Consider the following 20,823-nt stretch of genomic DNA (forward strand, 5'->3'; position numbering starts at 1 on the left):
TACTCATCATCTGTTGGGCGGGCTGACCCTAGAATCGAGCCATGGACACGGTCCCCCTGTAGGCGCTGGCTTGCCAGCGATGAGGCCCGCAAGTCTTGCATCGATCAGGCGGACGCCATCGCCAGCAAGCCGGCTCCTACAAGGGACCGAGGTGTTTGTGAGTTATGTGTTTGGGCGCGGCGCCGCAGAGCGGCCGGGCCGACGATTCTTTTCCTGCCAAGCAAAAAAACCGACAACAGACTTGAGGGAAACACCATGAGCAAAAACAGATTGCCCCGTCATATCGCCATCGGCATTGCCGCCGGTGTCCTGGTCGGCTGGCTGTGCCATCACTTCGCGGCGGACGCCAAGTCGGCCAAGGACATCGCCGCCTACTTCTCGATGGTCACCGATATCTTCCTGCGAATGATCAAGATGATTATCGCGCCCCTGGTGTTCGCCACCCTGGTGGGCGGTATCGCCAGCCTCGGCAGTTCGCGTTCGGTGGGTCGTATCGGCACCCGCGCCATGGCCTGGTTTATCAGCGCGTCGCTGATCTCCCTGCTGATCGGCATGCTGCTGGTCAATCTGTTCCAGCCAGGGGCCGGGATGAACCTGCATGTCGACCAGAGCGCGGTTGCGGCCCAGGTGGTGAACACCGGCGACTTCAGCCTCAAGGTCTTTGTCAGCCATGTGTTCCCGCGCAGCATTGCCGAGGCCATGGCCAGCAACGAGATTCTGCAGATCGTGGTGTTCTCGCTGTTTTTCGGTTTCGCGTTGGCGGGGCTGAAGCAGGCCGGTTTCACCCGGATCACCAGCCTGGTAGATGAACTGGCCAAGGTGATGTTCAAGATCACCGACTACGTCATGGCCTTCGCGCCCATCGGCGTGTTCGCCGCCATTGCCAGTGCGATCACCACCGAAGGCCTTGGCCTGCTGCTGGACTACGGCAAGCTGATCGCCGAGTTCTACCTGGGTATCGCCATTCTCTGGGCGGTGCTGTTCGGCGCCGGTTACCTGTTTCTCGGACGTTCGGTATTCACCCTCGGCAAGCTGATCAAGGAACCGATCCTGTTGGCGTTTTCCACCGCCAGCAGCGAGTCCGCCTACCCGAAAACCATGGAGGCCCTGGAGAAGTTCGGCGCACCGAAACGCGTATCCAGCTTCGTCCTGCCCCTGGGTTACTCGTTCAACCTCGACGGCTCGATGATGTATCAATCCTTTGCCATCCTGTTTATCGCCCAGGCCTACAACATCGAGCTGAGTTTCACCCAGCAGTTGCTGATTCTGCTGACGCTGATGGTCACCAGCAAAGGCATGGCCGGTGTCGCCCGGGCTTCGGTCGTGGTGGTGGCAGCAACCCTGCCGATGTTCAATCTGCCTGAAGCTGGCCTGTTGCTGATCATCGGTATCGACCAGTTCCTCGACATGGCGCGCACCGCGACCAATGTGGTGGGCAACAGCATCGCGACCGCGGTGGTTGCCCGTGCCGAACAGGAATATGAGTCCGAGGAGCAGCAGGACGAGTTGCCCGTCGCCCATTCCGTCGTGTTGGCGCGTACTCCCGCGACCACGGTTTGAGAACCCCGGCCATGAACCCCCAAGGCAAAAAATCCGAAACGCCGCCAGTCGCCCGCAAGCTGGGTATCGTCGGTGGCCTCGGCTCACTGGCCGGCGGCGATCTGTTCTTCAAACTGGTCAAGTCCAGGGCGGTGCTGGCGGACCAGGGGCGCTATCACTTCCTCTTCGAACAACATCCGTTCAAGGATGTGCTGCTGCCCCTGGACCGCGAGGCGAGCATGACCGCGCGCAAGTTCTATGTGTTCCAGGTCTGCCAGTCCTTCGAGGCGGGCGGGATCGACGCGGTGGTGCTGCCGTGTTTCGCCAGCCAGACGTTCCGTGAGGAGATCCAGCAGGAGCTGGGGATTCCCGTCCTCGACCTGATGGCGGCCCTGGTCGAACACATTCGCCGGATCGCCGAGCCGGGCACGCGACTGGGTGTTCTGGCCTCGGACTATGTGCGCTACTCCGGATTGTTCGAGTGCTACCTGGGCGGGGATTTCCAACTGGTCTATCCACCCGAACCGGACCAACGCGCCCTGATGGACGCCATGTACGGTCTCAACGGAATCAAGGACGGCTATCTGCAAGGTGTACCGCTGGAAGGCGTGTACCAAGCCTGCTTGTCGCTACAGGAACAGGGCGCGAACCTGATCGTGCCGGGGCTGACCGAGCTTTCGCTGGTCTGCGCCGATTTGCAGCGGCGCGGCCTGAGTGTGCTCGATATCAACGAGATCTATGCCGCCGCCGTAACCACCGCCGACGATGAGCCAACGCACACCCCCTTCAAGCTGGGAATCGTCGGCGGCGTCGGCCCGGCGGCCACCGTGGACTTCATGGCCAAGGTGGTCCGCCACACCCCGGCGGGCCGCGACCAGGACCATATCAAGATGGTGGTGGAGCAGAACCCGCAGATCCCGGATCGCACGGCCAATTTGCTGTTCGATGAAGCCGACCCGACCCTGGCGCTCTACGCCACCTGCAAGCGTCTGGAAAGTGCTGGCGCGCAGGCTATCGCGATTCCGTGCAACACCGCCCATGCCTTCGTCGAACGACTCCAGCCTTACCTGCGGGTGCCGATCGTCAATATGCTCAGCGAAACCGTCGAGGCAATTGCCCGGCAACACGGCAGCGGCAAGCACATCGGCCTGCTCGCCACCTCGGGCACGGTGCAGAGCCAGGTCTACCACCAGGCCGCCCGCCATGCCGGCTTGCCCCTGCTGATTCCCGGCTTCGATTATCAGGAACTGGTGATGAGCGCCATTTATGGCGAGCGTGGCATCAAGGCGGGATTCACCGATGGCCTGTGCAAGGAGCAACTGCTGCTGGCGGTCGAACACCTATGCGAGCTGGGCGCCGAGGTAATCATCCTGGGTTGCACGGAGCTGCCCTTGGTGCTCAGCCATTGCGACGACTTCCAGGTGCGCGGGCACCGCGTGGCGCTGGTGGACCCGACCACCGTTCTGGCGCGGCGCTGTGTCAGCCTGGCGACCCGCACTGGCGTCAGATAAGGCCGCTTGTGTCCTCCCGATACGTCAGAGAAAACCCTCCGGCGGCTCATGCCGGGTGGGTGTCTTTTCTTCGTGATAGTGAGGACTGCCCCTCTCGGAGCTCATCAGGTCATGGTTCGCCAGGATGGTTTCCGTCAAGAGGCTGTCCTCACCTTCCTTGAACCAGCAGGCGAGGGCCGAGTTTCGGTTGCCGTGCATATCGACGATCTTCAGGCGCTCTTGCTCCGCAGGCGCGTGCGGCGAGGCCTCGGGAAAGGTCTTGGGCGGCAGTATCAGTGCGTCTCCGGGCCGGACCCACAGGTCGGCGAGGAATATTTCGTTTGCGAAGGGCCGCCAGCGCGCCACGCTGATCACCAGCGGCAGCCGGCCATAGCGGCAAAAAAACGCGTGAGGGAAGGCGTGGTATTCCAGGTCGGTCGGGTTATAGGTCAGCAGCTCACGCTGGCGTGCCACAGGAAGGTAGGGCGATTGGTGGCCGGCCCATTTGCCATAGGTGTATTGGCCGAGGATCAGTTGCTCATACTTGAAGTGGATGCACTCACCGCTGCGCAACAAGGTCATGCCAAAGGCCTGGGCCGTTTCTTCAGTGGCCCACATCGGCTCGTAACGCACTTCGCGGACGTGAAAGTCGAACGACTTGATCGTGTAGGAACCGCAGGTGGTGGGGATTTCCTTGTGCTCCCAAGTGATGCCCTTATAGTGAGCCCCCCGTTCAAGTTCGGGATTTTCCGGTGTCAACTCGATCAGCCGACCCTCTTTATCGGCCTTGAGACGCGCCAGGCCATGGTCGTTGTACAGATAAGGGTGCGTGGTGGTGTCGAGATCGACCTCATCGCCATCGCCGATAAACGGCACGCTGTTGAAGACTTGCATGGTGGTTGCACCGCCAGGATCAGGGTGAGACAGCCAAGGCGGCGAGGGCCGCCGCCTGTTCAATGCTGGCCGACCGGCAGGGTCGGCCAGGGTTATCCTTTACTTCGTCGTACCGTCAGCTGAACGGTACGGCACATGCTGCTCGCGGAACCAGTGCAAGTCAGGGGTCGTGCCCCAGTGGCGTACCGATGCGCGCTCGCCGATCCGGGTCAGGTTCATATGATTGCCATGGTAGTGCACCAGCAGCAGGTGGAAGACCGGATCTTCGCGCCGGTCCCAGATCACATCGTCCTGCTGCCGCCCCGCGTCCATGGGTTTGAGGCGGCAATCACCCTGGTCAAACTTGCCTTGCAGGCAAGTTCCGGTCTGGTAGTTGATCAACAGGGTGGCATTCTTGATTTCAGGATAGGGTTTTTCCAGTTCGGGCATGTACCAGAGCTGACCGGGTGTTTGCCGGTCTCGGTGTCGCCGACTTTCTGGCATTCCTTGCTGGCTTCGGACCAGTCCAGCCGGTTCAAACCCCGCACCAGCAACTGTGAACCACCGATATCCCGTGCGGCCTTGTCCGAGCTGCCTACACCGTCCTTCCTCCCGTTGCTCATTGCCTTCTGCCATCATCCTGGTGTGATCAATTGGGCTCAATTGATGGGGGCCAGTATCGGAAGCGCGGCTTCGTCGAGACAGTCCAGAGTAGTGTCAGTGTGGTATCAGTTCGGTATCAGATGTGGAGTACACTTGGACGGCTGCCCAGGTACCGCCGAGACGATTGACATGGACTCCAAACAGAGCGCGTTTGCTGCTTTGCCCAAGCGGGCCCTCGCGGTTTCCGATGGGCGCGTGCTGCTGGATGCCGGTTTGTTGAAAGGGCTGCGCAAACAGCGTGGCCTGAGCCAGGAAACCCTGGCCGAGGCCTGCCTGAACCGCCACCTGTGTGTGTCCATTGCCTCCATCAAGCGCGCCGAGACGGGCAAGCCGGTGCTTTATCGGACGGCCCGCCACCTGGCGACGGCTTTTCAGGTCGATGTCGAGGCATTGCTGGGACATTCGGTCACCAGCGCCCTGGTGGACATCGAGCAGTCGATTGCCGAGTTGCACGAGACGGCATTGGCCACGCAGACGTTGCGGCAGATCGATGACGATGTGATCCGCTATGTGCTGGAACTGAGCTTTGAAACCGATGTGCTGGGGGCTGTCATCAGTCCGGAGCAACAGGCGTCTCTGGTGGCGGAGATCGAGCGACTGGTTCGCCAGTTCGGCGGTGTGCCGGTGGTGCGTCCGGACGATATCGTGATTGCCCGGTTCGGTGCCCCGCAGGCGTATCGCAGCGACAGCGAACGCGCGCTGCTCTGTGCCCTGGCGTTGAGCCGCGAACAGTTCGCCAGGCCCGGCCGCGGGATGTTGCTGCAACTGGTTCGCCAGGGGGCCGAGGCCTCGGCGGTTGGCGAGGTGTTGCGTCAGTTGTGCGACGACAACCGTTTCGACTCGCATGGCAATGCACCGGTCCATGTCGCCCAGGGGTTGGTGGAGCAGCTTCGCGCACGGTTCGAGTTTTCCCTGGCCGATGAGGCGTTTCCCGCTTATCGCCAATGCCTGCGCTTGCGTCACCTTGACGAGAATGCCCCGCGTCCGCTGGTGGGTCGCGCCGTCGAAGTGTTGCAGTTCAAAGGCGTGATCGAGGCCACCCAGGCCTATCAGGACGGGCACGTGGTGTATGTTCGCGGCATGGCGGGTATCGGCAAGACGCGTTTGGTCACCGAGTTCTTCGAGATGGCCCGTCAAGGCGGTTTCGCCTGCCATCGCAGCGATGTGCTGGACTTCGGCATGGACAACGCCTTGTGGCCCTTGGGGCAGTTGGTGCGCAGCCTGCTTGACCTCGACCCGCAGCTCCAGACCGGAGCGACTGAGCTGGAAAGCGCAATGCTGCGCTTGAAGCTGGCGGACGAGCACACCTTGTTTCTACGTGCGCTGACGGGCGTGCTTCAGGTCGGCGAGCCCCTCAAGCATTCCCTCGCGCAGTATGCGGCGATGAGCAATGAGGGGCGGACCCAGGGCTTGTTCACCGCGCTGTTGCAGTTGCTGCTGAGGGTGGCGGTGCAACAGCCCTTGCTGATCTGCATCGAGGATCTGCACTGGGCGGATGTCGTGCTGTGCACCCTGCTGGGCAAACTGCTCGATGCCACCGACGAAGCGCCGATCGTCTGGCTGTTGACTTCGCGTCATGAGGGCGACCCGCTGGAAAGTGCCCTGCGGCCGTATTGCAGCAATCCCATGAGCCTGCTCGATATCGCCCCGATCCGGGCGCGCGAGGCCAGCCTCCTGGCGGATCAGTTCAGCGAGGTCGACCCGACCTATCGGGCCGACTGCGTCCAGCGTGCCCAAGGTAACCCGCTGTACCTGACGCAACTGCTGTCGAGTGGCGAGGGGGTGTTCCCGGACAGCCTGCGTCATCTGATCCAGACGCGTTTCGACAGGCTGCTGCCCGGGCAGCGCCGTGCTCTTCGTTATGCCGCGATTTTCGGCAACCGCTGTGAATTGGCTCTCTGGCGCGAGGCGTTGGGGCAGCCCGATTATCTTCCTGACGCGGATATGCGCCAGGGCCTGCTCCGGGAAGTCGAGCCGGGCCGCTACCTGTTCGTCCATGATCTGCTCATGCACTGCCTTTACGATGCAATGCCGGACGCTGTGCGTGAGCGGTTGCACCGTGAGGTGGCGAAGCTGTATCGCGAGCGTGATCGCGGCTTGTATGCCCGGCACCTGTTGCTGGCCAAGGATCCGGCGGCCTTCGATGCGCTGCTGATGGCCATGGACGAGAAACTCCAATCCTGCCAGTACGACAGCGTGCTCGCGCTGGGCCAGCAGGTTGAGGGTTTCGTCGAGCGCGCCGCCGACAGTTTTACCTTGGCATTGTGCTGTGGCCAGGCCCATTCGGGCCTGGGACAAATGGCCCTGGCGCGGGATTGTTTCCAGCGGGCACTAGGGCTGGCCAAGTCCCCGCTGGAGCGGATCGAGGCGGCGCTGGGCCTGGCCCCGGTCCTCAATACGCTCGATTGCCTGGAGGATGAGGAACGCCTGATCGAGACGACACTGCCCATCGCCCGTGCGCTGCAGGCGAACACGGCGTTGGCCCGGCTGTATCAGCTGCGCGGCAATATTTATTTCCCTCGGGGTGACTACGCCGAATGTCGTCGCCTGCATGAAGAGTCGCTGTCCTTTGCGCGCCTCGCCGCGAACCTTGAAGCCGAAGCCAAGGCCCTGGGGGGGATTGGCGACTCCTACTATGCCCAAGGGCGGATGCAGACCGCCTACGAGGTGTTCGACCAGTGTGTGCGCTTGTGTGAGCGACATGGACTGACCCATGTCGAGGCGGGCAATCGCAGCGCCCGTGGCTCGACCTCCTTCTATCTGGGGCGGCCGGAGCTGGCTCTGCGTGACGCCATGGACGCAGTCGTTTGCAGCCGTCAGATCGGCAACCGCCGCGCGGAGGTCTTTTCACGGCTGACCGCCGCCTGGGTACTGGTGGCGGCGGGGCGGGACGAGCAGGCCGATCAGGAGCTGGCGGATGCCTTGGTGTTGGCGCGAGGCATTGGCGCCAGTCGTTTCGAGGCGATTCTGCTGGAAGGCCAGGCCCGTGTCGCCTTGCGCCAGAATGAAGGTGCCAGGGCGCAGCAATTGATCCAGGAATCCGTCGGTCTGGTGGAGCGTTTCGCCTTGCAGCGTTACATCGGTCCTTGGGTCTATGGCAGCCTGGCCTTGATCGTCGACGATGCGCAACTGAGTGGCCAGGCGTTGATACAGGGAGAGTCCCTGCTCACTCAGGACTGTCTGGCGCACAACGTCTTGCGCTTCAGGGTCGCGGCGGCTGAAACCTGCCTGCTCAGTGGCGATTTCGCGCAAGCGAGTCGGCATGCCCAGGGCCTGGCAACTGTCGCCCAAGCGGCGCCTTGCGCCTGGGTCAGCCATCATGTGCGTTTGATCGAGGTGGCCGGGCGATGGTTGCAAATGGGGGATCATTCAAGCGCGCAGGCTTTGAAGGGGCTTCAGCATGAGTCGTTGCGCCTGGGATTTGTGGCGACGATGCCGAAGTTGATACAAGCCTTGGGATGACAAGGTTTCGGCAAGAGGGTTGGGGCGGCAAGCGTTCAGGGGCAGGACGCTGTCTACAGGTTTCACGCGTTCCAGCGCTGGCGATACTCCAGCAAAAAATCGACAAACGCCTTCAACCGCAACGGCACATGCCGACCATGGGGATAGAGCAGGGTGAAGGGCCGCGAGCGGCCGGCGAAGGGCTTGAGCACTTCCACCAGCGAGCCGTCGGCCAGTTCCTTTTCGACAATGAAACGATAGGTCTGGAACAACCCGGCGCCGTTCTTCGCCAGTGTCACTCCGCCCAATACATCATCGGAGCAACAGTAGGCACTCTCGGCCAGCAGCTCCCGCTCCTTGCCTTCGGCATCCTTGAACAACCAGGCAATCCGCCGCCCGCTGCTGGGCAGTTCGAACTGGATGCACTCGTGCTGTGGCAGGTCTTCCAGGGTTTGCGGCGTGCCGGCCCGTTGCAGGTATTCAGGCGTGGCGATTACCACCAGCGCGGCGTCTTCCAGGTGCCGGGCGATCAGGCCCGAGTCGGGCAGCACCCGCACGCGGATCGCCAGGTCGTAGCCTTCTTCGACGAAGTCGATATTGCGGTTGCTGATATGCACCTCGACCTTCACCGCCGGATAGCGTTCACGAAAGGCCGGTAGCAACGGCAGGATACGGTGGTGGGCGTAGGGCGTCGGGATGCTGATGCGCAAGGTGCCGGCCGGTTGCTGTTGCTTGCCCATGACTTCCCGCTGCGCTTCGGTCAGTTGGGTCAGGGCCTGCTTGCATTGTTCGAAGTAGCCGCGGCCGCTCTCGGTCAGGCGCACGCTGCGGGTGGTACGGGTGAACAGGCGCACGCCGAGGCGTTCTTCCATGCGCGAGACCGAGCGGCTCACCGCCGCTGGCGTGACCCCGGCCACCTGGGCGGCGGCGGTGAAGTTACCGGCCTCGGCGGCCAGGCAAAACAGCTCGATGCTGCCGAGCATGAGGTCGTCGAACTGTCGTTGCATGATTGATTACACTGGGGGATCAAATGAGGTACGGGCATCCGTATTTATCAAATGAGTGTGGGGCAATAAAGTGAGTTCCACCAGCGCGTCGCCAAACCTTCTTTCAACCACTGGAGCACAGCATGCCTTTTGTCAGCGTTCGTATTACCCGTGAGGGCGTGACCCGCGAGCAGAAAGCCCAGGTCATTGCCGAAATCACCGAGACCCTGCAACGGGTGCTCGGTAAACCGCCGGAGGTGACCCATATCGTGATCGAAGAAGTGGATACCGATAACTGGGGGCATGCCGGTTTGAGCGTCACGGAGCACCGCAAGTCCAAGGAGTAAGCGCGGTACCTGCAAAATCGGCGTTTCATCGCAAAACTTCGCCGTTCCCCAAACCTGTAGGAGCCGGCTTGCTGGCGATGCGGGCGCTGCGGTGTTTCAGACGCCACAGCGTTATCGTTCATCGTCGGAACGCCGCCCGCAGCAAGCCGGCTCCTACAGGGACCGTATTTCAACGTGAGTCTTGTGCTGTGGTGGCTGGCCTCAGTGACCAGCTACCACCCGCGTCGAACCTTCAGCAGGCTCGGCATACACCGGCCCCAGTCGATCCAGTCGACCGCTCCAGGCCGTCAGTGCCAGGGCTACCAGCACCACCAGCCCGCCAATCCAGGTGGTATGGATCAGCCCCAGGTTGGCGACGATCAAGCCACCGATCCAGGCCCCGCCGGCAATGCCGAGGTTGAAGGCGGCGATATTCAGGCCCGAAGCCACATCCACCGCGTGCGGTGTGTGATGTTCGGCCTGGCGCACCACATAGATCTGCAAACCCGGCACATTGCCGAAGGCCACCGCGCCCCAGGCCAGCACGGTCAGCAGGACCAGCCACGGATTGCCGGCGGTAAAGGTCAGCACGAACAGCACCACCGCCAGCAGCAGGAAGATCAGCTTCAGTGCACCGATAGGGCCACGCTTGTCCGCCAGTTTCCCGCCCCAGATATTACCCACCGCCACCGAGACGCCGTAGACCAGCAGCACCAGGCTGACAGTACCGGGCTGAAAGCCGGAGATGTCCTGAAGGATCGGCGCCAGGAAGGTAAAGGCGATAAAGGTGCCGCCATAACCGGCCGCGGTCATCGCATACACCAGCAACAGACGCGGCTGCTTCAGCACTTGCAGTTGTTGCAGCAGTGACGCCGGTTTGTTGTGCGCGATGTTCTTCGGCACATAGATCAGGCTGCCGATAAAGGCGATCACACCCAGGGCGGACACGGCGAGAAAGGTTTCGCGCCAGCCGAAATGCTGGCCGATAAAGGTCCCCAGGGGTACGCCGGTGACCAGGGCCACGGTCAGGCCGGTGAACATGATGGCGATCGCACTGGCGGCCTTTTCCTTCGGCACCAGGCTGGTGGCGATGGTCGAGCCAATGGAGAAGAACACCCCGTGGGCCAGGCCGGTGACGATACGTGCCAGAATCAGCGACTCGTAGCTCGGCGCTTGCCAGGCCAGCAGGTTGCCGAGGGTGAACAGCACCATCAGCGACAGCAGCAGGAGTTTGCGCGGGACCTTGCCGGTGAGGGCGGTCAGCACCGGGGCGCCGATGGCGACACCCAATGCATAGAGACTGACCAGCAGGCCGGCGGAAGGCAGGTCGACACCCAGGTCGGCGCCGATGGTGGGTAGCAGGCCAACGATGACGAACTCGGTCGTCCCGATGGCAAAGGCGCTGAGGGTCAGCGCCAGCAGGGCAATGGGCATGGCTGCAACTCCGGTAGGTTTAATCAGGAGCGCAGTGTCGGGGTTTCACTTGTGCGGAAAAAGACAGGTAAGAGCACAACATATTTGATCTGTAGGCAAATATACCGTGAGATATTGAACCGTCCAACGACCTATCGGGACGAACAAACGAACTTTGCCGCCCCATTGGCACTCAGTCTCTTACAGAGATGGCTGATGAGGTGTCCGGTTTTGTCCCGATTCAATACGACGCTACTGCTAACCCTGTTCCTTTTGTGCGCCAGTGGCGGTGCAAGGGCCGTGACAATGCTGCCGCTGCCCGCCAGCGCACCCGCCGCCACACCGGCCAAACCCGATGTGCTGGTGCAGGGCGGATTGCTCGGCACCCTCAGTTCTAGCATCGACGACGCGCAGAACCAGCTCGACCTCAATGGTCACCTGCTCGACGCCTGGCGCCTGCGGGCCGATCGCGCGGCGGACGAGATGGACCAACTGGTCAGCCAGACCCGCGAGCGTTCGCCCTGGGGCGTGGCCGGCGACTTCCTGTTGTTATCGGTCGCCTGGCTCGGCAGTTTCGCGGCCCTGGCCACGGCGGGACGCTTCGCCGCACGACGGATCAACCAGCACCGCTGGTTGCAGCCCCGTGAGCGCAGCCAGTCCGTACTCGGTTACGCCTTGCCTTACCTGTTGCCGGCATTGCTCTCCCTGCCATTCACCCTTTACGTCAGTCACTTCCTGCCGGCCTCGGCGGGACGGGCGCTGGCGTTGTGCCTGACCTACGCCACCAGCAGCGGCATTTTCACCAGCGCGGCCCTGCTTTGCCTGACGGTGCTGTTCAACTTCGGCCACAAGCGCCAGGCCGTGCGGATCATTTGCGCCGACAGTCCGCGGCAGCTGTTTGCGATCGGTTTCCTGGCCGCCTTGAGCGATGCCCTGACCAGCCCGCAGATCGCCCTGCAACTGGGCAGCAATATCACCAGCAGCATCGCCGTGTTCACCGCCTTGTTCGCCTCCATCCTGTTCGGCGTGCTGGTCTTCAGGCTGCGGCGGCCGGTGGCTCACCTGATCCGCAATCGCCCGTTGAGCCAACGCCTGAAACAACCGGCACTGCAGGAGTCGCTGCGGATCTTTTCCGGGCTCTGGTACTGGCCGATCCTGTTGATGGTGCTGGTCTCGACGGTCAATCTGGTCGGTGCCGGCGAAGACAGCCAGAAAGCCTTGCGCTGCGCCTTGCTGACCACCGTGCTGCTGATTGCCACGGTGTTTCTCAGCACCGTGTTCCAACACCTGTTCAAAGCCCGTGGGGTGGCGTCGATCCAGCGCAGCAGCGTGTACAAGGAACGCTTGCTCAGCGTGCTGCATGCCGTGCTGCGTATCGCCCTGGCGGTGGGCTTTATCGAGCTGCTGGGGCGGATCTGGGGTTTTTCGCTGTATGAATTCGCCGAGCAGAACAGCGTGGGCCGGGCCATCAGCGATTCCCTCAGCCGCATCGGCCTGATCCTGCTGGCAACCTGGTTGCTCTGGGTGGTGCTCGACACCGCGATCCAGGAATCCCTCAAGCCGCCGATCAACCGCCGGGCTTCGCGCCAGCCGAGCATGCGGGCGAAAACCATCCTGCCGCTGCTGCGCAATGCACTGAAAGTGATCCTGCTGGTGATCGGCGCGATCACCACCCTGGCCAACCTGGGGATCAATGTCGCGCCATTGCTGGCCGGTGCCGGGGTGGTGGGGCTGGCCATCGGTTTCGGCTCGCAGCAGTTGGTGCAGGATGTGATCACCGGGCTGTTCATCATCATCGAGGACACTCTGTCCATCGGCGATTGGGTGGTGCTCGATTCCGGTCACGCCGGCACGGTGGAAGGCCTGACCATCCGCACCTTGCGCTTGCGTGACGGCAAGGGTTTCGTGCACTCGGTGCCGTTCGGCCAGATCAAGGCGGTGACCAACCAATCGCGGCAATTCGCCTTTGCATTTTTCTCGGTGCAGTTCACCTACGACACCGATGTCGACAAGGCCACCGAGTTGATTCGCGAGGCGGGGCGTTCGATCAGCGAGGACGCGATGCTCAAGTTCAACCTGCAAGGTTCGCTGGAGGTGTTCGGGGTCGATCGCATGGACCTCAACGGCGTGGTGCTGACGGCGCAGTTCCGCACCATCTCGGGCGGCCAGTACAGCGTGAACCGGGCGTTCAACGAGCGGTTGAAGAAACTGGTGGACCAGAGTCCGTGGGTGCATTTCGCGCAGACTTATCCACAGCCGGTGATGCTGGCGCCGAGGGTGCCGACAGTGGAGCAGGAGCCTGCCGCAACGCGGACTGTGTAGGTGGTTTCAGAGACGGGATTGGGTCAGTTTTTTACGGACTTCGGCGGCGGCCGCCTGATCGAGTTCAAGCCAATACAATTGCTGCCCGGCGATCTCCGCCGCCGCCGGGACGCCATCGCGATACACCAGGCGATTCCCCGCCAGGGCCGGCACCTTGCCGCCGGGCAACAAGGTCCCCGCCAGGTTCAACGGATCGGCCCCGCACACCGCGATCAAGCTGCCATCCGCCGGGCGCCGACGCACTTCGCGCAACAACGGAATCGCCTCTGGCAAGGCAAACTGCTCACCCGCCAGGCCGCTGATAAAACGCCCTCCGCGAATCTCGCCGCGAGCTTCCAGCCGATGAAAGGTGCGCAGCAATTCCCGCCAGCTCGGCAACCAGTCCGCCTCACGCTCCAGCAAGCGCCAGAACACCACGCCGTACCGCCGCAACAAGGTCATGGCGAGATGTTCCAGGGTTTCGGCCGGCACCTGACCTCCCGCCGGTACGACCACGGCGGAGCGGCGCAGCAGCGCCCAGCGCCCGGCATCGTCCATCCCGCCGACAAAGGCCCCACGCCCACGCCGAGAACTGCGGGCCTGGCGTTTGCTGGCCGGAGTGATCAGCGCCCGCAGGCCGGCAAAACTGTCGGCATTCACCCAGCCGGCGCCGACCAACTCCTGCAAGGCGGTTTCCAGCTCGGTGGGCAGCAGGTGCGCCTCATGCAGCAACTCATCGAAAAACAGCGCGCCCTGTCGCGTCAATGCGGCATGGACCTTTTGCGTGCGCGGCGACAACTCCTCCACCGCCGTCTGTTCCGCCAGGCTGCTCCACAACGCGACCTGGCCCCGGGGCAGCAACACCACCGGCGTACTGCGCGAGGCCGCGCTGGCGCTTTTGCCGCGGGCACTGAGGCGAGCCCAGGCCAGCTTGCCCGAGCGACACAACTCATCCAGCCAGATCGGCGAATACTCCTTGAGCCGCGCGGCCAGTACGTCACTGTCCCAGGCTCCGGCGGCGACCGGGTAGCCTTCGAACTGGCTGACGATCATCGCCAGGGCCGCGCTGCCCTGACCCTGGCAGGCGGGGGAAAGGTGCTGCCAGTCGAACAGGAAACGCATGAAGTCCTGCACCGCCACCGGCTCGATCTCCCGACGCAAACGCTTGACCGTGTAACGGTGGATGCGCGCCAGCAGGTGACGTTCGCACCACTGCTCCCGAGGCGCCCCCGGGCTGAACTGACCGCGCAGCACATAACCTTCGCTTTCCAGTTTCGCCAGGGCCTGGGCCAGGGTGGCGCTGGAGAGTGCCAGGGGCTCGGCGATCTCGGACAGCGTCAGCGGGGTAAAACCACTGAGGCGGGCGCGAACCACTTCGACGGCGGCTTCGTCGGCTTCCCAGGGTTGATCGAAACCGGGTGGCGCTTGCAAGGGCGGATGCAACGCGGCCTGTGGATAAAGTGCTTGCAGGCAGGTCAGGCGTTCCAGGGCTGTCCACAGCGCGTGGGATTCATCGACTTGCAAGCGCGTGGCACGACCTTGTACCGCGAGCGCCTCAAGCCAGGCTGACCACGAGGGATTGGCCTGGGCTTCGGCCTCGGTGATCGCCGCCAGGCTCATCAACGCCTCATGCATTTCATCCTCGCCGTTGGGCGCGGGCCAGGCTTCCCCGGCCACGGCCTGGATGGCGTCGGCATCCAGCGCGCCGAGGTCGTCGGTGCTGGTGGGGTCGCTCCAGCGACGGTTCAGCACCGCCTGGGTGCGACGCTCTTCCAGCGGCGCATCGTCGAGAAAGGTGTACGGCCGGGCGCTGAGAATTTCCGCCGCGAGAGGTGAGGGCGCCGGCAGGTCGCGGGCGATCAACCGCACGTCGCCAGCTTCCATGCGCCGCAACAAGGCCAGCCAGCCCTCGCAGTCCATGGCTTCGTGCAGGCAGTCGTCGAGGGTCTGCTCCACCAGTGGGTGGTCGGGAATCTCGCGCTCGCCGGCGAGGTTTTCCAGGCAGGCGATCTGGTCCGGGAACACGCAGGCGGTCAGGTCTTCGCTTTTCATCCGCTGGATCTGCGGCGCCACCTTGCGTCCGCCGACAAACCGCGGCAGCGCCAGCGCGACCCCGGCATTCCAGCGCCAGCGCACGCCGAACAGCGGAGCGTCGAGTACCGCCTGGATCAGGATGTGCTCGGCCGTGCGGCTGTTGAGGTAACGCCAGACTTCGTCCAGGGCAAAGCTGTGGCTGGTGGACAGCGACAGCACGATGGCGTCTTCGCTGGCGGCGGCCTGCAATTCGAAGTTGAAGGTGCGGCAGAAACGCTTGCGCAGGGCCAGGCCCCAGGCGCGGTTGATCCGGCTGCCGAACGGCGTGTGGATCACCAGTTGGGTACCGCCGGACTCGTCGAAGAAACGCTCCATGATCAGGGTGTCCTGCGAGGGCAGGGCGCCGAGGCTCTGGCGGGCGCGGGCCAGGTACTCGACGATCTGTTCGGCGCTGGCCGGGTCCAGGCCGAGGGGCTGGCGCAGCCAGTCGAGGCTCGGCTGCAAGTCCCCCGGTGTGGCGCCCAGTAATTCATCCAGATGGGCATGCAGGCGCGCCACTGCGAAGGACAGCTCGGCGCTACGCCCCGGTGCCTCGCCGAGCCAGAACGGAATGCTCGGCGGCTGGCCGTGGGCATCCTCGACCCGCACCTTGCCGGTTTCGACCCGCAGGATGCGATAGGAACTGTTGCCCAGCTGGAACACATCGCCGGCGATGCTTTCCACCGCGAAGTCCTCATGCACCGTGCCGATATTCAGGGCCTGGGGTTCGAGCAGCACGCTGTAGTCGGCGTTGTCCGGGATGGTCCCGCCGCTGGTGAGGGCGGTCAATTGGCTGCCACGACGGCCGCGCAGGCTGTGGTTCAGGGCATCGCGGTGAATATAGGCGCTGCGCAGGCCCTGGCGACTGTTGAAGCCTTCGGCGAGCATGCGCAGCAACGCCTGATAGTGGGCCTCGTCCAGCTCGGCATAGGGCGCGGCCCGGCGGATCAGTTCCAGCAGCGGCTGTTCCTGCCATTCCTGGCAACTGACTTCGGCGACGATCTGCTGGGCCAGCACGTCCAGCGGTGCGCGGGGAATCAGCAAGGTATCCAGTTCGCCCCGGCGCACGCAGTCGAGCAGGGCGGCGCATTCGATCAACTCGTCCCGCGAAGTGGCGAACAGCCGGCCCTTGGGCGTGCCGCCGACCTGGTGGCCGGAGCGTCCGACCCGTTGCAGAAAGGCGGCGATGGAGCGCGGCGAGCCGATCTGGCAGACCAGTTCCACTTCGCCGATATCGATGCCCAGCTCCAGCGAAGCCGTGGCGATCAGCACTTGCAGCTCGCCGCGCTTGAGTCGTTGCTCGGCATCCAGGCGTTGTTCCTTGGCCAGGCTGCCATGGTGGGCGGCCACCGCCTCTTTGCCCAGGCGCTCGCTCAAGTGCCGGGCCAGGCGTTCGGCCAGGCGTCGGGTGTTGACGAAAATCAGCGTGGTGCGGTGCTGCCGGGCGAGCTCGGCCAGGCGTTCGTAGACCAGCTCCCAGACATCGTTGGCCATCACTGCCGTCAGCGGCACCGGTGGCACCTCGATGCCCAGGTCGCGGGGGCGGGCGTGGCCGATATCGATGATTTCGCAGGGGCGCCCGCTGCCCACCAGAAAGCGCGACACCGCGTCGATGGGCTTTTGCGTGGCCGACAGGCCGATACGCAGCAACGATTCGCCACACAATGCCTGCAAACGCTCCAGGCTCAGGGCCAGGTGGCTGCCGCGCTTGCTGGCGGCGATGGCGTGGATCTCGTCGACGATCACCGTACGAACAGTGCCCAGCATGCGTCGGCCGGAATCGGAGCCGAGCAGCACATAAAGCGATTCCGGCGTGGTCACCAGGATATGCGGCGCGGTCTTGCGCAGGCGTGTGCGTTCGTTCTGCGGGGTGTCGCCGGTGCGCACCGCGGTGGTGATTGAGAGCGGCGGCAGGCCCAGCAGTTCGAGTTGTGCGGTGATGCCGGCCAGCGGGTCCTGCAGGTTGATGCGGATATCGTTGGACAGCGCCTTGAGCGGCGAGACATAGACGATCAGGGTTTCGTCCGGCAGTTCGCCGCCCTGGGCCAGACCTTGCTGAACCAGATCGTCGATGACCGCGAGAAAGGCCGTCAGCGTCTTGCCGGAGCCGGTGGGCGCGGCGACCAGCGTCGAGCGGCGCTGGCGGATCAACGGCCAGGCACGGGCCTGGGCGCCGGTCACGTCCGGGAAGGTGTTGCGAAACCAGGCGCTGACGGCCGGGTGGAAACCTGCCAGGGCGTCGTGGGCCGATTCGGGAAGATTCATGGGTTTATTTATGCGGTCGTACGGCCCAAGTTGCAAGCCGATGGGCGCTCTCTGGCACTTTATCCGTGACGGTTGCGCGCAAAACCCGCAAAATGCAAGGATTCTGGCTATTGCCAGCGGTCGGCCACAAGCCGGCCGCCAATCACCATCGTTCTGAACAGACCTGGGCCTGCTGACTCTATGCGAATGCGCCTTATGTTACTGGGCGGCGGAAATGCCCTTGGGCAGGCGCTGATTCGCCTGGGTGCGGAGGAAGACATCGGTTTCCTCGCGCCCCGTCCGCCACAAGACGGCTGGGACGCCGCGACCCTCACGCAACTGCTTGACGACACCCGTCCGGATGCGTTGATCAACCTTGCCTTCTACTTCGACTGGTTCCAGGCGGAGACGGTCGGCGAGGCGCGCCTGGCCGACCAGGAACGCGCGGTCGAGCGGCTGGCCGAGCTCTGCCAGCACCACAACATCATCCTGGTGCAGCCTTCCAGCTATCGGGTGTTCGACGGCTCGCGGGCCACCGCCTACAGCGAAAAAGACGAGCCCGTGCCCCTGGGCCTGCGTGGCCAGGCGTTGTGGCGGATCGAGCAGAGTGTGCGTGCCACCTGCCCGCAACATGTGTTGCTGCGCTTTGGCTGGTTGCTCGACGACAGCACCGACGGCACCCTCGGACGTTTCCTGGCCCGGGCCGAGAAACCCGACGAACTGTTGATGGCCGATGACCGGCGCGGTAACCCGACGCCGGTGGACGACGCGGCGCGGGTAATCATCTCGGTGCTCAAGCAACTCGATTGCGCTGCGCCGCTGTGGGGCACCTACCACTACGCCGGCCACGAGGCGACCACGCCGCTGGCCCTCGGGCAGGCGATTCTCACCGAGGCCCGGCAGTTGCACCCGTTGGCCATCGAAGCGCCGACCGCCCAGGCCCACGCCGCGCGTCCGGATGCGGCGGAAGAACCGCAGCACGCGGTGCTGGCCTGCAAGAAAATTCTCCATACCTTCGGCATCAAGCCGCGTGCCTGGCGTGCGGGATTGCCGGCGCTACTCGACAGGTTCTATCGTCATGGCTGATGCCCCCATTCTTATCACCGGTGGCGCCGGCTTCATCGGCTCGAACCTGGCCGAAGCGCTGCTGGCACAAGGTTACTCGTTGCGTATCCTCGATGACCTGTCCTCCGGCAAGCGCAGCAACCTGGCCCTGGACAATCCGCGGGTCGAACTGATTGAAGGCGATGTCGCCGATGCCGCCCTGGTGGCGCAGGTGATGCGCGGTTGTCAGGCCGTGGTGCACCTGGCGGCGGTGGCCTCGGTGCAGGCTTCGGTGGAGGACCCGGTGCGGACCCACCAGAGCAATTTCATCGGCACGCTGAATGTCTGCGAGGCGATGCGCCAGACGGGCGTCAAGCGGGTGTTGTTCGCCTCCAGCGCGGCGGTCTACGGCAACAACGGCGAGGGCGAGTCCATCGTCGAGGACACCGCCAAGTCGCCGCTGACGCCCTATGCCTCGGACAAGCTGGCCAGCGAGCAGTATCTGGACTTCTACCGCCGCCAGCATGGCCTGGAACCGGTGATCTTCCGCTTCTTCAACGTCTTCGGGCCGCGCCAGGATCCGTCCTCGCCGTATTCCGGGGTGATCAGTATTTTCTGCGAGCGGGCGTTGAAGGGCTTGCCGATTACCATCTTTGGCGATGGTGAGCAGACCCGGGACTTTATCTACGTCGGCGATCTGGTGCAGATCCTGCTGCAGGCGCTCAAGGCGCCGCAGGTGCAGGACGGCGCGATCAACGTCGGCCTGAACCGGGCGACGACGCTCAAGCAGATGCTGACGGCGCTGGGCGAGGTGGTCGGTGCGCTGCCGCCGGTGACCTACGCGCCGGCGCGTTCTGGGGATATCCGCCATTCGCGGGCGAACAACCAGCGGATGCTCGAGCGTTTCGTCCTGGCCGAGCCGACGCCGATGAGTCTCGGGCTGGCGCGTTTGCTGGGGCGCTGAGGTCGATTTTCCGAAATGAAAAAAGGCGCCTGATCGAGGCGCCTTTTTTCATGGGGTGATGGAACGCTGGTATCGCGCTCTTGTGGCAAGTCCGTTCGCCACAACCTGCGGTTTTGCTTAGAACTTGTAGCCGATACCGACCATATAGACCCACGGATCGACCTTCACATCCACCTTGGTCTGGCCGACGCCCAGGGCGGTCGGGCCGTCGACGGTGGCCTTGGTGTCGAGGTCCACGTACCAGACCGAGGCGTTGAGCAACATGCGGTCGGTGAGCATGTAGTCGAAGCCCAGTTGCCCGGCCAGGCCCACCGAGTTCTGCAGCTTCAGGTTGCTGAAGCCTTCGTCCTTGCGCTGGCTGGTCAGGTCTTCACCGAAGAACATGGTGTAGTTGATGCCGATACCACCATAAGGCTGGAACTTCGAGGCGGCATCCAGCGGGTAGTACTGCAACGACAGGGTCGGTGGCAGTTGCTTGATATCCCCCAGTTGGCCGTCCAGCGCCGGGCCGAGTCCCTTGACCGACACTTCGTGGTGGAACGGCGTGGCGGCCAGCAATTCCAGGCCGATATGGTCGGTGAACATGTAGGCAAAGGCCAGGCCCAGTTGGGTATCGCTGTCCACCGTGGCCTTGGTGCCGGAGATGCGTGTGCCGTCGAGTTTCAGATCGCCGCTGCTGTCGTTGGGCGAAACGGTGGCGGTACCGGCGCGGACGATGAAGTCACCCGCCTCGTGGGCCTGGGCAAAGGGGGCGGCGAGGGCGAGCGCAACGAGAGAGGCGCTGAGCAGGGACTTGTGCATGGGGGGCTCCAAAGGACGTTTTGAATTCACTGTGTCCAATGGTAATGAGCGCCCCGGGCCGGTCGTTGACTCAGCTCAATGAAAGGCCAATGCTCGGCGCGAGGCGGGAACTTTTGTGCTGTGCCTACTCCGGCAACTCGTACACGTAGATCTTCTGTGCCTCCATGCTGTACCCCGCATCCGCCAGGTCGCTGCTGCTCTGCTTGACCTGCATGTCACCCTCGATCCAGTACGGCTGGTACAACTCGTCGACCTTGACCCCCAACTCACTGGTGACATGCACGATCTGGTTCGACGGTGGTGGTGGCACATGGATGCAGGCGCCGAAATACGGCACCAGGAGAAACTCCGTGGTCCGTCCTTCCTCGCTGACTTCCAGCGGCACGATATACCCCGGCAGGCGCACATGCTGGCCGTCCAGCGCCTTGACCACCGGCGCGTCGGGCAGTGACTGCTTGGCCGCCGGCGCCGCCTCGATGTCCATGCTGCCGAGTTTCGACAGGTCATGCAGCGGCGTCATCTGCGGGATTTCCGGCGGCGCGTCGGGCGGAATCATGTCCTGCCAGGCCAGTTCCTTCGGCTTGTCATCGGCCCACAGCGGCATGGCCGTCACCACCGACAGCGCCAGCAACACACCGACCAGGACTTTCTTCTTCATCGCAACA

General features: G+C 63.6%; 14 protein-coding genes. 7 read left to right on the forward strand and 7 right to left on the reverse strand.

The window, feature by feature from the left end; all coding sequences use genetic code 11:
• Positions 1 to 255: 255 nt before the first annotated feature.
• Together CWE01_RS31005 and CWE01_RS31010 are read left to right on the forward strand one after the other, a co-directional pair.
• Positions 256 to 1,560: a dicarboxylate/amino acid:cation symporter gene (locus CWE01_RS31005; protein ID WP_100944368.1), complete on the forward strand. Its 1,305-nt coding sequence runs from the start codon at positions 256 to 258 to the stop codon at positions 1,558 to 1,560.
• 11 nt (positions 1,561 to 1,571) lie between these two features.
• Complete coding sequence (locus CWE01_RS31010; protein WP_100944369.1) at positions 1,572 to 3,050, forward strand: amino acid racemase; 1,479 nt, start codon at positions 1,572 to 1,574, stop codon at positions 3,048 to 3,050.
• Between the two features lie 24 nt (positions 3,051 to 3,074).
• On the opposite strand, the gene CWE01_RS31015 is transcribed toward CWE01_RS31010, so the two are convergent.
• Both CWE01_RS31015 and CWE01_RS31020 read right to left on the reverse strand, forming a co-directional pair.
• Positions 3,075 to 3,923: a hypothetical protein gene (locus CWE01_RS31015; RefSeq protein WP_100944370.1), complete on the reverse strand. Its 849-nt coding sequence runs from the start codon at positions 3,921 to 3,923 to the stop codon at positions 3,075 to 3,077.
• A 99-nt stretch (positions 3,924 to 4,022) separates the two neighbouring features.
• Entirely contained in the window at positions 4,023 to 4,352 is a 330-nt protein-coding gene (locus CWE01_RS31020) for a hypothetical protein (RefSeq protein WP_100944371.1), read from the reverse strand.
• A gap of 342 nt (positions 4,353 to 4,694) precedes the next feature.
• On the opposite strand from CWE01_RS31020, the gene CWE01_RS31025 reads away from it, so the two are divergent.
• The gene (locus tag CWE01_RS31025; RefSeq protein ID WP_100944413.1) at positions 4,695 to 8,027 is read left to right on the forward strand and encodes an AAA family ATPase; all 3,333 of its coding nucleotides are present in this window, start codon (positions 4,695 to 4,697) and stop codon (positions 8,025 to 8,027) included.
• 62 nt (positions 8,028 to 8,089) lie between these two features.
• Here the strand turns inward: CWE01_RS31025 and CWE01_RS31030 are convergent, their stop codons facing one another.
• Complete coding sequence (locus CWE01_RS31030; protein WP_100944372.1) at positions 8,090 to 9,013, reverse strand: LysR family transcriptional regulator; 924 nt, start codon at positions 9,011 to 9,013, stop codon at positions 8,090 to 8,092.
• Positions 9,014 to 9,135: 122 nt separating this feature from the next.
• On the opposite strand from CWE01_RS31030, the gene CWE01_RS31035 reads away from it, so the two are divergent.
• Positions 9,136 to 9,339, forward strand: coding sequence for a 4-oxalocrotonate tautomerase family protein (locus CWE01_RS31035; RefSeq protein ID WP_100944373.1), 204 nt, complete (start codon positions 9,136 to 9,138; stop codon positions 9,337 to 9,339).
• Between the two features lie 201 nt (positions 9,340 to 9,540).
• Here CWE01_RS31035 and CWE01_RS31040 read toward each other — a convergent pair whose 3' ends face one another.
• Positions 9,541 to 10,752, reverse strand: coding sequence for an MFS transporter (locus CWE01_RS31040; RefSeq protein WP_100944374.1), 1,212 nt, complete (start codon positions 10,750 to 10,752; stop codon positions 9,541 to 9,543).
• 195 nt (positions 10,753 to 10,947) lie between these two features.
• On the opposite strand from CWE01_RS31040, the gene CWE01_RS31045 reads away from it, so the two are divergent.
• Positions 10,948 to 13,053 carry a mechanosensitive ion channel domain-containing protein gene (locus tag CWE01_RS31045; RefSeq protein WP_100944375.1) on the forward strand — a complete coding sequence of 702 codons (2,106 nt, stop codon included), beginning with the start codon at positions 10,948 to 10,950 and terminating at the stop codon, positions 13,051 to 13,053.
• Positions 13,054 to 13,059: 6 nt separating this feature from the next.
• Here CWE01_RS31045 and CWE01_RS31050 read toward each other — a convergent pair whose 3' ends face one another.
• Positions 13,060 to 17,370, reverse strand: coding sequence for a DEAD/DEAH box helicase (locus tag CWE01_RS31050; protein WP_100944376.1), 4,311 nt, complete (start codon positions 17,368 to 17,370; stop codon positions 13,060 to 13,062).
• Positions 17,371 to 17,550: 180 nt separating this feature from the next.
• On the opposite strand from CWE01_RS31050, the gene CWE01_RS31055 reads away from it, so the two are divergent.
• The gene (locus CWE01_RS31055) at positions 17,551 to 18,435 is read left to right on the forward strand and encodes a sugar nucleotide-binding protein (protein ID WP_100944377.1); all 885 of its coding nucleotides are present in this window, start codon (positions 17,551 to 17,553) and stop codon (positions 18,433 to 18,435) included.
• Positions 18,428 to 19,357, forward strand: coding sequence for an NAD-dependent epimerase/dehydratase family protein (locus tag CWE01_RS31060; protein ID WP_100944378.1), 930 nt, complete (start codon positions 18,428 to 18,430; stop codon positions 19,355 to 19,357). Before CWE01_RS31055 ends, CWE01_RS31060 begins: the two co-directional genes overlap by 8 nt.
• A gap of 117 nt (positions 19,358 to 19,474) precedes the next feature.
• On the opposite strand, the gene CWE01_RS31065 is transcribed toward CWE01_RS31060, so the two are convergent.
• Together CWE01_RS31065 and CWE01_RS31070 are read right to left on the reverse strand one after the other, a co-directional pair.
• Complete coding sequence (locus tag CWE01_RS31065) at positions 19,475 to 20,158, reverse strand: OmpW family protein (protein ID WP_100944379.1); 684 nt, start codon at positions 20,156 to 20,158, stop codon at positions 19,475 to 19,477.
• 124 nt (positions 20,159 to 20,282) lie between these two features.
• Positions 20,283 to 20,816, reverse strand: a complete 534-nt coding sequence (locus CWE01_RS31070; RefSeq protein ID WP_100944380.1) for a DUF3299 domain-containing protein — start codon at positions 20,814 to 20,816, stop codon at positions 20,283 to 20,285.
• Positions 20,817 to 20,823 lie beyond the last annotated feature (7 nt).

The organism is Pseudomonas sp. QS1027 (assembly GCF_002814235.1).
In the GTDB taxonomy this organism is placed as follows: Bacteria; Pseudomonadota; Gammaproteobacteria; order Pseudomonadales; family Pseudomonadaceae; genus Aquipseudomonas.

Excerpts from the sequence above, each read along its gene's own strand:
- CWE01_RS31010 (WP_100944369.1), top strand. The coding sequence starts at position 1,572 with ATGAACCCCCAAGGCAAAAAATCCGAAACGCCGCCAGTCGCCCGCAAG.
- CWE01_RS31015 (WP_100944370.1), bottom strand. The coding sequence starts at position 3,923 with ATGCAAGTCTTCAACAGCGTGCCGTTTATCGGCGATGGCGATGAGGTC.
- CWE01_RS31070 (WP_100944380.1), bottom strand. The coding sequence starts at position 20,816 with ATGAAGAAGAAAGTCCTGGTCGGTGTGTTGCTGGCGCTGTCGGTGGTG.
- CWE01_RS31065 (WP_100944379.1), bottom strand. The coding sequence starts at position 20,158 with ATGCACAAGTCCCTGCTCAGCGCCTCTCTCGTTGCGCTCGCCCTCGCC.
- CWE01_RS31025 (WP_100944413.1), top strand. The coding sequence starts at position 4,695 with ATGGACTCCAAACAGAGCGCGTTTGCTGCTTTGCCCAAGCGGGCCCTC.
- CWE01_RS31030 (WP_100944372.1), bottom strand. The coding sequence starts at position 9,013 with ATGCAACGACAGTTCGACGACCTCATGCTCGGCAGCATCGAGCTGTTT.
- CWE01_RS31055 (WP_100944377.1), top strand. The coding sequence starts at position 17,551 with ATGCGAATGCGCCTTATGTTACTGGGCGGCGGAAATGCCCTTGGGCAG.
- CWE01_RS31035 (WP_100944373.1), top strand. The coding sequence starts at position 9,136 with ATGCCTTTTGTCAGCGTTCGTATTACCCGTGAGGGCGTGACCCGCGAG.
- CWE01_RS31060 (WP_100944378.1), top strand. The coding sequence starts at position 18,428 with ATGGCTGATGCCCCCATTCTTATCACCGGTGGCGCCGGCTTCATCGGC.
- CWE01_RS31005 (WP_100944368.1), top strand. The coding sequence starts at position 256 with ATGAGCAAAAACAGATTGCCCCGTCATATCGCCATCGGCATTGCCGCC.
- CWE01_RS31040 (WP_100944374.1), bottom strand. The coding sequence starts at position 10,752 with ATGCCCATTGCCCTGCTGGCGCTGACCCTCAGCGCCTTTGCCATCGGG.
- CWE01_RS31050 (WP_100944376.1), bottom strand. The coding sequence starts at position 17,370 with ATGAATCTTCCCGAATCGGCCCACGACGCCCTGGCAGGTTTCCACCCG.
- CWE01_RS31045 (WP_100944375.1), top strand. The coding sequence starts at position 10,948 with ATGAGGTGTCCGGTTTTGTCCCGATTCAATACGACGCTACTGCTAACC.
- CWE01_RS31020 (WP_100944371.1), bottom strand. The coding sequence starts at position 4,352 with ATGCCCGAACTGGAAAAACCCTATCCTGAAATCAAGAATGCCACCCTG.